11 protein-coding genes are annotated in these 12,524 nt (G+C 72.5%); 7 read left to right on the top strand and 4 right to left on the bottom strand.

What is annotated here, in order from left to right; translation table 11 throughout:
- Window positions 1-36: 36 nt before the first annotated feature.
- The 3 genes from ACLBXO_RS05195 to ACLBXO_RS05185 form a co-directional block, all read right to left on the bottom strand.
- Window positions 37-237, bottom strand: a complete 201-nt coding sequence (locus ACLBXO_RS05195; protein ID WP_020093291.1) for a hypothetical protein — start codon at window positions 235-237, stop codon at window positions 37-39.
- Window positions 238-336: 99 nt separating this feature from the next.
- Window positions 337-963, bottom strand: coding sequence for a bifunctional nicotinamidase/pyrazinamidase (gene pncA / locus ACLBXO_RS05190; protein WP_331318732.1), 627 nt, complete (start codon window positions 961-963; stop codon window positions 337-339).
- Between the two features lie 9 nt (window positions 964-972).
- On the bottom strand, window positions 973-1,950 hold the full coding sequence (locus tag ACLBXO_RS05185) for a quinone oxidoreductase family protein (protein ID WP_331318730.1): 978 nt from the start codon (window positions 1,948-1,950) through the stop codon (window positions 973-975).
- Window positions 1,951-2,140: 190 nt separating this feature from the next.
- Here ACLBXO_RS05185 and ACLBXO_RS05180 point away from each other — a divergent pair, with 190 nt between their 5' ends.
- The 7 genes from ACLBXO_RS05180 to ACLBXO_RS05150 all read left to right on the top strand — a co-directional run bounded on the left by ACLBXO_RS05180 (window position 2,141) and on the right by ACLBXO_RS05150 (window position 11,403).
- On the top strand, window positions 2,141-2,437 hold the full coding sequence (locus ACLBXO_RS05180; RefSeq protein WP_331318728.1) for an FAD assembly factor SdhE: 297 nt from the start codon (window positions 2,141-2,143) through the stop codon (window positions 2,435-2,437).
- Between the two features lie 25 nt (window positions 2,438-2,462).
- The gene (locus ACLBXO_RS05175) at window positions 2,463-2,693 is read left to right on the top strand and encodes a hypothetical protein (protein WP_192709131.1); all 231 of its coding nucleotides are present in this window, start codon (window positions 2,463-2,465) and stop codon (window positions 2,691-2,693) included.
- 399 nt (window positions 2,694-3,092) lie between these two features.
- Window positions 3,093-6,689 carry a transcription-repair coupling factor gene (gene mfd, locus ACLBXO_RS05170; RefSeq protein ID WP_331318724.1) on the top strand — a complete coding sequence of 1,199 codons (3,597 nt, stop codon included), beginning with the start codon at window positions 3,093-3,095 and terminating at the stop codon, window positions 6,687-6,689.
- A gap of 59 nt (window positions 6,690-6,748) precedes the next feature.
- Window positions 6,749-8,089, top strand: coding sequence for an AmpG family muropeptide MFS transporter (locus tag ACLBXO_RS05165; RefSeq protein ID WP_331318722.1), 1,341 nt, complete (start codon window positions 6,749-6,751; stop codon window positions 8,087-8,089).
- Between the two features lie 187 nt (window positions 8,090-8,276).
- Complete coding sequence (locus ACLBXO_RS05160; protein ID WP_447684673.1) at window positions 8,277-9,653, top strand: DUF2778 domain-containing protein; 1,377 nt, start codon at window positions 8,277-8,279, stop codon at window positions 9,651-9,653.
- Between the two features lie 142 nt (window positions 9,654-9,795).
- Complete coding sequence (locus ACLBXO_RS05155; protein ID WP_331313847.1) at window positions 9,796-10,845, top strand: HpcH/HpaI aldolase/citrate lyase family protein; 1,050 nt, start codon at window positions 9,796-9,798, stop codon at window positions 10,843-10,845.
- 204 nt (window positions 10,846-11,049) lie between these two features.
- Window positions 11,050-11,403, top strand: coding sequence for an endonuclease domain-containing protein (locus ACLBXO_RS05150; RefSeq protein WP_331313848.1), 354 nt, complete (start codon window positions 11,050-11,052; stop codon window positions 11,401-11,403).
- A 12-nt stretch (window positions 11,404-11,415) separates the two neighbouring features.
- Here ACLBXO_RS05150 and ACLBXO_RS05145 read toward each other — a convergent pair.
- Window positions 11,416-12,359 (bottom strand): IS630 family transposase gene (locus tag ACLBXO_RS05145; RefSeq protein WP_331313849.1). Its coding sequence is split into 2 segments (ribosomal slippage): window positions 11,416-12,023 and window positions 12,023-12,359, totalling 945 coding nucleotides; the frame shifts between segments, so codons are not numbered across the junction.
- Between the last annotated feature and the right edge of the window lie 165 nt (window positions 12,360-12,524).

The raw sequence follows: 12,524 nt of genomic DNA, 5'->3' as shown, positions 1-12,524 counted from the left end.
CCGCGCCGGCCCGGGCATCCGGTCACACGTTCTCGGTCACGCGTTCTTGCGCGGCCGGTGGTCCGGGTCGATGCCGCCGTCGAGCTTCGTCTCGTTGTCCACGTCGCCCTCGAAGGTCGAATCCGCCTGCAGATCCGCCGGGTCGGCGCCGCTCATGCCCTTCGAGGTGCCGATCCCGGGATTGCCCTTGAGGTCGGCGTCGGTCGGGGTGTCGGTCTTCGGGTGCTTGGACGACATGCGGGCTCCTGTCGGATGCTGATGTCGGGCCAACGCACCGGGGCGGGGACGGTCTCCCGCGCGGCGTGCGGCGGTTCGCCTCCCGGTCACCGCAGCGCCTCAGCCGATCTCCGCCGCCGCGATCCGGCGGACGCCCGCCGCCTCCATCTCCGCCCAGGCCTGCGCGAGGGATCCGTCCACGTCGATCCCGCGCACGGCATCCTCCACCACCCAGACGTCGAACCCCGCGTCGCGCGCGTCGAGCGCGCTCCAGGCGACGCAGAAATCGGTTGCGAGGCCGCACACGGCGACGCGGGCGATGCCGCGCTCCCGGAGCGCCCCCGCGAGGCCGGTGCGCGTGGCCCGGTCGGCCTCCAGGAAGGCCGAGTAGCTGTCAACCCGGGGATCCAGCCCCTTCCGGACCACCAGGCTCGCCCGGTCGGTGGCGAGGCCCGGCGCGAAGGCTGCGCCCGGGCTGCCCTGGACGCAGTGGCGCGGCCACAGCACCTGCGGACCGTAGGGCAGCGCCACGGTCTCGAACGGGGCCCGCCCCGGATGGGTCTCGGCGAAGGAGACGTGGTCCGCCGGATGCCAGTCCTGCATCAGCACCACGTGCCGGAAGCGGTGCTGGAGGTCGTTGATCGGGCCGATCACCGCGTCGCCCCCCGGGACGGGGAGCGCCCCGCCCGGCAGGAAGTCGACCTGCACGTCGACGACGAGGAGCAGGTCGGCGCTGCCGGGCGTCACGGCCGGTCCCTACGGCAGCATCACGGTCGAGCCGGTGGTCTCCCGGCCCGCGAGGTCGCGGTGCACCTGCTGCGCCTCGGCCAGCGGGTAGGTGGCGTTGACGGCGATCTTCACCGCGCCGTCGCGGACCACCTTGAACAGGCGGGCGGCCGCCTCCTCCAGGGTGGCGCGGTTCGACGAGAAGGTCGCGAGCGTCGGGCGGGTCACGTAGAGCGAGCCGCGCGGGGCGAGCAGGCCGAGGTCGAGCCCGGTGATCGCCCCGGAGGCCGAGCCGAAGCTCGCCAGCAGGCCGAGCGGCGCGAGGCTGTCCAGCGAGCCCATCAGGGTCGCCTGCCCGACGCCGTCGTAGACCACCGGCACGCCCTTGCCGCCGGTGATCTCGCGCACGCGCTTGGCCACGTCCTCCTCGCGGTAGAGGATGACGTGGTCGCAGCCGTTCCGCTTGGCGAGTTCCGCCTTCTCGGGGCTGCCGGCGGTGCCGATCACGGTGGCGCCGAGGTGCTTGGCCCACTGGCAGGCGATCAGGCCGACGCCGCCGGCGGCCGCCTGCCACAGGATCGTGTCGCCGGGCTTCACCGCGTAGGTCCGGTGCAGCAGGTACTCGACGGTGAGGCCCTTGAGCATCATGGCGGCGGCGGTCTTCTCGTCGACGCCGTCGGGGATCGGCACGGCCGCGGAGGCCGGGATCACCGGCTCCTCGGCGTAGCAGCCGTCCGCCACCGAGCCGTAGGCGACCCGGTCGCCGGGCTTGAACTGGGTGACGCCCTCGCCCACCGCCGTGACGGTGCCGGCACCCTCCTTGCCGGGGGTGTAGGGCATGTGCGGGGACTTGTAGGCGCCGGTGCGGAAGTAGATGTCGATGAAGTTGACGCCGATGGCCGCCTGCCTGACCCGGATCTGCCCGGGGCCCGGCTCGGCCAGGGGCACGTCCTCGAAGCGCATCACCTCGGGACCGCCGTACTCGTAGACCCGGATCGCCTTCGGCATCGTTGGACTCCCGCTCGCCGCCCCGTCCGGGGCGTTGCAGCCCGAGATAACGGACCGCCCGCCGGAGGCAATTCGTTTTTGGCCCCTCGCCCGCCGGTTGTAACCCGCCCGGCCGCGGCCCCGTTCTGGATCCGCCGGTCCCGGGCGCCTATCTAGGCCCTGCCATTCCCTGAGCCGAGGTCCGACATCCATGTCCGGCACCACCCGCACGAGCGCCGACCTCGATCCGCGCCGCCGCCGCCTCCTCTACCGCGCCTGGCACCGGGGCATCCGCGAGATGGACCTGATCATGGGCCGCTTCGCCGATGCCGAGATCGGCGAGCTCTCGGAGGCGGAGCTCGACCAGTTCGAGGCGCTGATCGAGGTGCCGGACCGCGACCTGTTCAAGTGGCTGACCGGCGAGGTCGAGACGCCCTCGAACTACGACACGTCGGTCTGGCGGCGGGTGCGGGCGTTCCACCGGCACGACGCGCCGATCCACTCCTGAGAGCGACCGGTCGAGAGAGCCCGCGATGGACGAGCCCAAGCCCAACTACGACCACCCGGCCCGGTCGATCGCCACCGAGCTGGTGGTGCGCATCATGCTGGAGATGATGGAGCGCTCCGATCCGGCGCTGCGCGCCGAGATCCTGCGGCAGGCGACGGCGCGCGCCGCCGCGATGACCGAGCCCATGCCCAACGCGGACTTCTTCCGCGGCCGGGTCGAGGCGGCGCTGGCGGAGATCGTCGGGCCGGATGCGTGAGGGGCGCCCGAGGGGCGTAGGCGTAAGCCGCGGGCTTCCGTCGCATCCGATCGGAGCGCTCGGCCGATGCGGCCCGCTCCGTCATCACGAGCGCAGCGACGTGACCCAGGGCAGCGCGACGTTCGAAGGTGCGGCGCTGCTGGATTGCTTCGCTGCGCTCGCAGAGACGATGGGGCCGTCTCTTCCGCCCTGGGAGAGGCTGATACCCAAGGTGCTCTGGGCCGGGCCATGCGTGTCCCCGAAGCGCGGCCGAACAGCCGTTCCATGCCGCGGCAGAACCGCCATATAGGGTGCGTTCGGCCGTGACCGCGGGGACGCTTTATCGCGGCGGCCCGATCGGCTAACGCCACCCGACCTCCTCCCCTGACGCGCCCGGCGGGATTTCCCGCGAAAGACCCGATGGCCAAGCCTCAGCCGAAGCCCCCCGCCCCCGCCGCCAAGCCGCAGGTCGCGCGCTTCGCGCTGCCGAAATCCTCCGCGCTCGCCCGGGCCATCGACGCCCTGAAGCGCGGCGACAGCCCGGTCCTGGCGAACGCCCCGGAGGGCTTCGACGCGCTGGCGCTCGCCGACCTCGCCCGCGCCCTGGCGCCCACCGTCGACGCGCCGGCGGTGCTGGTCCACGTGGCGCGCGATTCCGGGCGCTCGGCGGCGTTCCAGGCGGCGCTCGGCTTCGTCGCGCCCGAGATGGACGTGATGAGCCTGCCGGCCTGGGACTGCCAGCCCTACGACCGGGTCTCGCCGACCACCGCGGTCGCCGCCGCCCGGATGACGGCGCTCGCCCGCCTCGCCCGGACCCGCTCGGCCGAGGACAGGCCGCGCATCCTCTGCACCACGGTCAACGCCCTGGTGCAGCGGGTCCCACCCCGCGCCCACATCGCCAAGGAGGCGTTCTCGGCGGCGATCGGCAACGTCGTGTCGATGGACGACGTGGTGGCCTGGGTCGAGGCCAACGGCTTCCTGCGCACCGGGACGGTGCGCGACACCGGCGAGTACGCCGTCCGCGGCGGCATCCTCGACCTGTCGCCCCCGGGCCTGCCGGCGCCGATCCGCCTCGACTTCTTCGGCGACACGCTGGAATCGATCCGCGCCTTCGACCCGGAGACGCAGCGCACCACCGGTCAGCTCCGCTCCCTCGACCTGATGCCGATGAGCGAGGTCCAGCTCACCACCGAGACGATCCGGCGCTTCCGCCAGAACTACATCCAGAGCTTCGGCGCGGCGACGCGGGACGACCGGCTTTACGAGACGGTGAGCGAGGGGCGGCGCTACGCCGGCCTCGAGCACTGGATGCCGCTGTTCTACGACCACCTCGACACGCTGTTCGACTATCTCGGCGGCGTGCCGCTGGTCTTCGACCCGCAGGTGGAGGATGCCGCCGCCGAGCGGATCAGCCTCGTCCAAGACTATTACCAGGCCCGTGAGGGCGCGATGAAGACGCCGCAGGCCGGCGTCGCCCCCTACAAGCCGCTGCCGCCCCGCGCCCTGTACCTGATGCCGAACGAGCTGAAGGAGCGGATCGCCACCGCCACCGTGGCGCGGCTGACCCCCTTCGCGCAGCCCGAATCTTCGGAGCGCGCGGTCATCGATTGCGGCGCCAAGGCCGGACGGAGCTTCGCCCCCGAGCGGGCCGACGAGAACACCAGCGTGTTCGACGCCGCGGTGGCGCATATCCGCGACCTCCAGGGATCCGGTCATCACGTGATCCTGGGCGCGTGGTCCGACGGCTCCCGCGACCGGCTCTGCGGCGTGCTCACCGATCACGGCCTGAAGAAGCCCGTGGCGATCACCCGGCTCACCGATGTCTACGCGCTGAAGCGCGGCACCGACGCGGCGGTGGCGGTCTGGGGCCTGGAGGCGGGCTTCACCGCGGGCGAGCTCGCCGTCGTCTCCGAGGGCGACATCCTGGGCGACCGGCTGGTCCGCCAGAAGCGCAAGGCCAAGCGGCCCCAGGACGTGATCCTGGAGGTGCAGGCGCTCCAGCCCGGCGACATCGTGGTCCATGCCGACCACGGCATCGGCCGGTTCGTCGGGCTCAAGACGATCCACGCGGCCGGCGCCCCGCACGATTGCCTGGAGCTGCAATACACCGGGGGCCTCCTGCTCCTGCCGGTGGAGAACATCGAGCTCCTGACCCGCTACGGCTCGGAGGATGCCGAGGTCGCCCTCGACCGGCTCGGCGGCGGCGCGTGGCAGGCCCGCAAGGCCAAGATGAAGCGCCGCATCCTCGAGATGGCGGGCGAGCTGATCAAGGTCGCGGCCCAGCGCTTCGTCCGCAAGGCCCCGGCCCTCAAGGCGCCGGAGGGGCTCTACGGCGAGTTCGCCGCCCGCTTCCCGTTCGAGGAGACCGAGGATCAGGCCAACGCCATCGACGCGGTGCTGGACGACCTCAACGCCGGCCGGCCGATGGACCGGCTGGTCTGCGGCGATGTCGGCTTCGGCAAGACCGAGGTGGCGCTGCGCGCCGCCTTCGCGGCGGCGATCTCCGGCAAGCAGGTGGCGGTGATCGTCCCGACCACCCTGCTCGCCCGCCAGCACTTCCGGACCTTCGCGGAGCGCTTCAAGGGGCTGCCGGTCCAGGTGGCGCAGCTCTCCCGCTTCGCCTCCGCGGCGGAGATGAAGCAGACCCGGGCAGGGCTCGCCGCCGGCACGGTCGACATCGTGGTCGGCACGCACGCGCTCTTGGCGAAGAACATCGCCTTCAAGGATCTCGGCCTGATCATCGTGGACGAGGAGCAGCATTTCGGCGTCGCCCACAAGGAGCGGCTGAAGGCGCTCCAGGCCGACGTCCACGTGCTGACGCTGTCGGCGACGCCGATCCCGCGCACGCTCCAGCTCGCCATGACGGGGGTGCGCGAGCTCTCGATCATCGCCACGCCGCCGGTCGACCGGCTGGTGGTGCGCACCTTCGTGACGCCGTTCGACCCGCTGACCATCCGGGAGGCGCTGCTGCGCGAGCGCTACCGCGGCGGCCAGTCCTTCTACGTCGTGCCCAGGATCGAGGATCTGGCGGAAGTCAAAAAGTTCCTCGACGCCGAGATGCCCGAGATCAAGGTCGCGGTCGCCCACGGCCAGATGGCGGCGGGCCAGCTCGAGGACGTGATGACGGCCTTCTACGAGGGCAAGTTCGACGTGCTGCTCTCGACCACGATCGTGGAATCGGGCCTCGACATCCCCACCGCCAACACGCTGATCGTCCACCGGGCCGACATGTTCGGGCTGGCCCAGCTCTACCAGCTGCGCGGCCGGGTCGGGCGATCGAAGGCGCGGGCCTACGCGCTGTTCACGACCCCGGCGAACCGCCAGCTCACCGCCCAGGCCGAGCAGCGCCTCAAGGTGCTCCAGAGCCTCGACACGCTGGGCGCGGGCTTCCAGCTCGCCTCCCACGACCTCGACATCCGCGGCGCCGGCAACCTGCTCGGCGACGCGCAGTCCGGCCACATCAAGGAGGTCGGCTACGAACTCTACCAGCAGATGCTGGAGGACGCCGTCACGGCGCTCAAGGCCGGCATCGAGGACGTGCCCGAGGAGGCGTGGTCGCCGACCATCGCGCTGGGCGCACCCGTGACGATCCCCGAGGATTACGTCGAGGATCTGGGCGTCCGGCTCGCCCTCTACCGGCGGCTCGCCACCATCCAGGACGATGCCGAGATGGAGAGCTTCGGGGCGGAACTCATCGACCGGTTCGGGCCGCTGCCGCCGGAGGTGGAGCAGCTCCTCAAGATCGGCACGATCAAGATCCTCTGCCTCAAGGCCAACGTCGAGAAGGTCGAGGCCGGGCCGAAGGGCGTGGTGGTCCATTTCCGCGACAAGTCCTACGCCAACCCGCAGGGGCTGGTGGCGTACGTGGCCGAGCAGGCCTCGTTCGCGAAGGTGCGGCCCGACATGAGCGTCGTGTTCGTGCGCGAGCTGACCACCGTCCCGGCGCGGCTCAAGACCGCCACCGAGGTGCTGCGCAGCCTCGTGAAGATCGCCGAGCGGGCGAAGAAGGCGGCGTGAGGGGCGCTGCGCCCCGGCAAGACCCCTCATCCTGAGGGGCGGCGTGAGGAGACGCGTGGATGGCAAACCCGGCGCCGATCACCGGCGCGCCCGAGCCGGTGAAGGCCGCGCCGGGCGCCTTCCTCACGCCCCTGTTCACCGACCGGCGCGTCGCCGCGGTGCTCGGGCTCGGCTTCGCGCAGGGCATCCCGTTCCTGCTCGTCTACGCGACCCAGTCGGCGTGGCTCGTCCAGGCGAAGGTGCCGCTCGCCACAATCGGGCTGATGAGCGAGCTCACCATCGCCTACAAGCTCAAGTTCCTCTGGGCCCCCTTCCTCGACCGGCACGACGCGCCGCTGCTGGGCCGCTGGCTCGGGCGGCGCCGGGGCTGGATCGTCGCCACGCAGATCCTGGTGGCACTGGCGCTCGCGGGCGTCGCCTTCGGCGACCCGGCCCACTGGCTCGCCTGGACGGTGGCGTTCTCCCTGGCGCTCGGCGTCGCGGGCGCCACCCAGGACGTGGTGATCGACGGCTGGCGCATCACCGCCGCGCCCGCCGAGCAGCAGGCGCTGATGTCGTCCTGGTCGGAGATCGGCTACCGGGTCGGCAACCTCGCGGCGGGGGCCGGCGCCCTCTACCTCTCTGACGCGTATGGCTGGCGCGCCGCCTACCTGTGCATGGCCGCCCTGATGGCCCCCGGCACGGTCGCGGCGCTGCTGGCCCCCGAACCTCCCGCCCCCGCGACGCCCGCCACCGGCGGCTTCGTCGAGACCGTCTGGGCGCCGATCCGCGACCTCCTCGCCCGGCTCGGGCCGCTCGCCCTGCCGGTGCTGGCGCTGGTCGCGGGCTTCCGGATGCCCGGCTACGTCTCGAACGCCATGGCGATCCCGCTGTTCAAGACGCTCGGCTACTCGAACACCGACATCGCCACCGTGACCAAGCTGTTCGGCTTCTGGATCGCGCTCGGCGGCACCTTCCTGGCGAGCGCCATCATCCCGCGGATCGGCATGATGGCGAGCCTGCTGATCGGCACCGTGACGGCCTCGGCCTCGCACCTCGCGCTGGCCTACCTCGCCTGGCACGGCGGCCACGGCGGGGCGGCGTTCTGGACCTTCGCGCTGACCGTCGGGATCGACGGCTTCGCCTACGCCTTCGCGTCGATCGTGCTGATCACCTACATGTCGCGGCTCTCGGCGACCGCCCACGCGGCGAGCCAGTACGCCCTGCTGACCTCGCTCTGCGCCCTGCCCGGCAGCCTGCTCGCCGGGTTCTCGGGCTTCGTGATCGAGTGGACGGGCTTCGCGTGGTTCTTCGTCGGCACGTCGCTCATCGGCGTGCCGGTGGCCCTGCTCTGCCTGCTGGTCGCGCGCCGGCACGGGCCGATGGAGGTTCCGGCGGAGGCCCCCGGATCGGCGACCTGAGGCTGTGTCCCAACACGGGAACGCGCGCGGAAACTGTCCCTTTAGCGGGGATTAACCACACCGCGGCTTAATGGGGTGGACGGTTGATGTCCTCCCCAGACGGGCGACCCGGACCACGTGCGCGAGAACGGCTCTCGCGGGCGAACGGCGCCGGCTGCCCAGGGGAAGCGCGTACGCGAGTTCCCGAATGGCCCAGGCTGCGTTGTCCCTCGCCGCGTTCCAGACCGTGTATCCGAGCGCGGAACCCCGGCGACCGGCGCCCCCGCGCCCCACCTACGTCGAGACCGCCTACGATCCGGTCGTCCGCACCCGGGCGCCCTACCCGAGCGCCATGCGGCGCGCCCGGCGCCGCGCCCGGCTGACGGCGCTCATCGCCCTCACCGGCGTGAGCCTCGCCGGCTGGGCCGTGTTCAGCCACCCGCAGGGGCCGGCCCGCCCCGAGGCCGAGACCGAGGCCGCGACCGTCGCGGCGGCCGGGCCGGCCGCCGCCCCGGTCCCGCAGGCCGCGGCGGCGCCGCGGACGAGCCTCGCCTGGATGCTCGACCGGAGCCCGGCGCTGGGCGCCGGCACCGCCACGGCGTTCGGGGGCGAGGCCCCGCCGGCCGCCGGCTTCCAGGTCGCCGCCGCCGCCCCGTCCCCGGCGGTCCGGGAGATCGCCCGGCAGGTCGCGCAGGCGGAGCGGGCGCGGGCCGCCCAGGTCCGGATGGCCCAGGCCAGGGCCGAGGACAGAGCGGCGGACAAGGTCGGCGAGAGGGCGGGCGAGAAGGGCGGCGAGAAGGGAACGGGGGCGCCGGTCCGGATGGCCGCGGCCGAGCCCACGCCCGCCGCCCTCGCCCCCGCTCTCGCACCCGCCCTCGTGCCGCTGCCGGTGGCCCGCCCGGCCGAGCTGCGGCGCGCGCCGGCGCCGCCCGCGCGGGTGGCGAGCCGCGCCCTGCCCCGGACCCGCGACGTGTTCCGCGCCGCGATGGCCGAGGAGCCATCCTTCTTCGAGAAGCTGTTCGGCGTCGGCGCCGCGGCGCCGCGCGAGGAGGCCCGCCAGGAGCCCCGTCAGGCGCTGGCCTATGCCAGCCCGGACGCCCTGCCGCAGGAGGCGCCGCGCACCCGGATCAGCCCGGAGCCCGATTCGGTGGTCGGCACGGCCGTCTACGACATCACCGCCCGCACGGTGACGCTGCCCTCCGGCGAGGTGCTGGAGGCCCATTCCGGCCTCGGCGAGGCCATGGACAACCCGCGCTACGTCCACCTGCGCATGCGCGGCTCGACCCCGCCCGGCACCTACACGCTGACCGAGCGCGAGCGCCTGTTCCACGGGGTCCGGGCGATCCGCCTCAACCCGGTGGGCGGCAGCGCCGCGATCCACGGCCGCGACGGCCTGCTGGCCCACACCTACATGCTGCGGCAGCCCGGTGCCTCGAACGGCTGCGTCTCGTTCCGCGACTACAACCGCTTCCTGCAGGCCTTCCTGCGCGGCGAGGTCCGGCGCCTCGTGGTGGTGGCCGGCAGCGAGGCCGGCGGCATCCTCAACCGGATCGGCCTCGCCGGGCGCCGCGGCGGCCGGGGCTGACGATCCGCGGGCTCTGCGGCGCGCCGTGCCGGACGTCCGAGAGTCACGAACGTCCGGGATCACTTCCGCGCGGCGCGGCTTTACGCGCCCGCCCCAGCTGCCTTAACGGGGCTCGGACGCCAGCCCTGACAAGAGGCACCCGATGAAACTGCCCCGCCGCTTCTTCCAGCCCCTCGCCACCGGCGCGCCGGCCCCGTTCCGCGAACTGCCGGTGCGGCTGGAGCGGATGATCCACTTCGTGCCGCCCCACAACGACAAGGTCCGGGCCCGCGTGCCGGAGCTCGCCGGGACCGTCGACGTGGTGCTGGGCAACCTGGAGGACGCGGTCCCGGCCGACCAGAAGGAGGCGGCCCGCAAGGGCTTCGTCGCCATGGCCCAGGCCACCGACTTCGCCGCCACCGGCACCGGCCTCTGGACCCGGATCAACGCCCTCAACTCGCCCTGGATCTTGGACGACCTGTTCACGATCGTGGCCGAGGTCGGCGACAAGCTCGACGTCGTGATGGTGCCCAAGGTCGAGGGTCCGTGGGACATCCACTACATCGACCAGCTGCTCGCCCAGCTCGAGGCGCGCCACGGCGTGACGAAGCCGATCCTGGTCCACGCGATCCTGGAGACCGCCGAGGGCGTCGCCAACGTCGACGCCATCGCGTCGGCCTCGCCGCGGATGCACGGCATGAGCCTCGGGCCGGCGGACCTCGCGGCGTCCCGCGGCATGAAGACCACCCGGGTCGGCGGCGGCCACCCGGATTACCGGGTGCTCAGCGATCCCTCCGGTGACGCGCCCCGCGCCACCGCCCAGCAGGACCTCTGGCACTACACCATCGCCCGGATGGTCGACGCCTGCATGGCCAACGGCATCAAGGCCTTCTACGGCCCGTTCGGCGACTTCTCCGACGGGGATGCCTGCGAGGCGCAGTTCCGCAACGCCTTCCTGATGGGCTGCGCCGGCGCCTGGACGCTGCACCCGAGCCAGGTGGCGATCGCCAAGCGGGTCTTCGCGCCGGACCCGGCCGAGGTGGCCTTCGCGGCCCGGATCGTCGAGGCCATGCCGGACGGCACCGGCGCGGTGATGCTCGACGGAAAGATGCAGGACGACGCCACCTGGAAGCAGGCCAAGGTCATCGTGGACCTCGCCAGGCTGGTCGCCGCGAAGGACCCGGAGCTGGCGGCGGTCTACAAGCTGGGGTGAGCGGGTTGCCGGGGCCGCGTGTGGCGGTCCCGATTCGGCGTCCGCGAGTCGCGACGCGCCCCCTCTCCCGCACGGGAGAGGGGACCCGCGTGCCGTTCTGAACCGATGAGGCCGCGGAGCCGGACAATTCGCCGGGTCAGGCCCGCGCAAGCGACGCCCCCGTATCATCCACCGGGTCCGCAACGGCGTTGCCGGAACCGTGCGGTGAGCCGATCGATCCCGCGCGCCCGCAGCCTGCGGCGCGCGCAAACAAGCGCCGAGGCCGAGCTCTGGCGCGTGTTGCGCAATCGCGCGCTCAACGGCTGGAAGTTCCGCCGCCAGCACCCGATCGACCGGTTCGTCGTCGACTTCGCCTGCGTCGAGGCCAAACTCATCGTCGAGGTCGACGGGGCAACGCATGCGACCGCCCACGCGATCGCCCGGGATGCGACGCGCACCGCGATCCTCGAATCGCTCGGCTTCGCCCTGCTCCGCGCCCCGAACGCCGACATCCACGAGCATCGCGACGGCGTGCGCGAGACGATCCCGGCGGCCCTCGAGCGCCGCGACACGGTCTAGAGCGGTTTCGGTTTAATCGGGGTCGTATCCTGCCGCGACGAAGAAGTTTGCGGCCTCGTCGGGCGTGACGGCATCGACGAGCCGCCCGATTGTGGTCCAGAGCCCTTCGCGCGTGCGCTCGGCGGCCTTGCGCAGCCCCGCCTTCAACTTCGAGAACGCCATCTCGATCGGATTGAAGTCCGGCGAGTAGGGCGGGAGGAACAGGAGCCGCGCGCCCGCCGCCTCGATCGCCGCGCGCACGGCCGAGCCTTTGTGGCTGCCGAGATTGTCCATGATCACGATGTCCCCGGGTGCGAGTTCGGGCACCAGGACCTGATCGACGTAGACTTGGAAGGCGTCGCGGTTGATCGGCCCGTCGAGCACGAACGGCGCGGCGATCCCGGACAGGCGCAGGCCCGCCACCAGGGTCGTGGTCTTCCAATGACCGTGCGGGACGGGGGAGCGCAGCCGCTGGCCGCGGGGACAGCGCCCGCGGGTGCGGGCCATGTTGGTGGCGGTCCACGTCTCGTCGAGGAACACCAGCCGGTCCGGGTCGAGATCGGGCTGGCTCTCGAACCACGCTTCCCGGGCGGCCTTCACGTCCGACCGATCCTGCTCTGCGGCGTGGGCCGTCTTTTTTTGTACGTCAGGTCGCGCGCGTCGAGGAAGGCCCACAGCGTGCCGAGCCCGACGGTGAGGCCATGCTCGTCCTGCAACCGGGCGCGCATCTCCTCCAGGGTGATGTCAACCTTCTCGTCGATCAGCGTACGCAGGAACGTCTCGTACGGGTCGAGCTTGGAGCGGCGGGCACGCCCCTGCGGCCGGGCGGCCACCGTCCCAGTCGCGGCGAGCGCCGCCATCCAGCGGATCGCGGTTGCCTGGCCGACCCCGAAGCGGGCGGCCGCCTGACGGCGCGAGGTCGCCGCAGCCGCGGTCACCACCCGCTCGCGCAGGTCCAAGCTGTAGGGGCGGCCCATGCATCACTCCGGCTGTCGACCGGCCTAGTGAATCAGCCTCCCAGCGCCGCGTGAACCCCACCAAGCCGACTCAGCCCAAACCGAAAACGCTCTAGAGCCGTTCCCGATCGGGTTGGGACGGAGGCGATCGGCGAGCCCGTGCCGAACGAGGCGCGGGTCCCCTCT

The sequence above is a fragment of the Methylobacterium sp. C33D genome, from assembly GCF_053345825.1.
The sequence above is the reverse complement of the archived record's forward strand: the minus strand, read 5'-3'. Positions and strand labels throughout refer to the sequence as shown.

Excerpts from the sequence above, each read along its gene's own strand:
- ACLBXO_RS05195 (WP_020093291.1), bottom strand. The coding sequence starts at position 237 with ATGTCGTCCAAGCACCCGAAGACCGACACCCCGACCGACGCCGACCTC.
- ACLBXO_RS05185 (WP_331318730.1), bottom strand. The coding sequence starts at position 1,950 with ATGCCGAAGGCGATCCGGGTCTACGAGTACGGCGGTCCCGAGGTGATG.
- ACLBXO_RS05180 (WP_331318728.1), top strand. The coding sequence starts at position 2,141 with ATGTCCGGCACCACCCGCACGAGCGCCGACCTCGATCCGCGCCGCCGC.
- ACLBXO_RS05175 (WP_192709131.1), top strand. The coding sequence starts at position 2,463 with ATGGACGAGCCCAAGCCCAACTACGACCACCCGGCCCGGTCGATCGCC.
- mfd (WP_331318724.1), top strand. The coding sequence starts at position 3,093 with ATGGCCAAGCCTCAGCCGAAGCCCCCCGCCCCCGCCGCCAAGCCGCAG.
- ACLBXO_RS05165 (WP_331318722.1), top strand. The coding sequence starts at position 6,749 with ATGGCAAACCCGGCGCCGATCACCGGCGCGCCCGAGCCGGTGAAGGCC.
- ACLBXO_RS05160 (WP_447684673.1), top strand. The coding sequence starts at position 8,277 with ATGGCCCAGGCTGCGTTGTCCCTCGCCGCGTTCCAGACCGTGTATCCG.
- ACLBXO_RS05155 (WP_331313847.1), top strand. The coding sequence starts at position 9,796 with ATGAAACTGCCCCGCCGCTTCTTCCAGCCCCTCGCCACCGGCGCGCCG.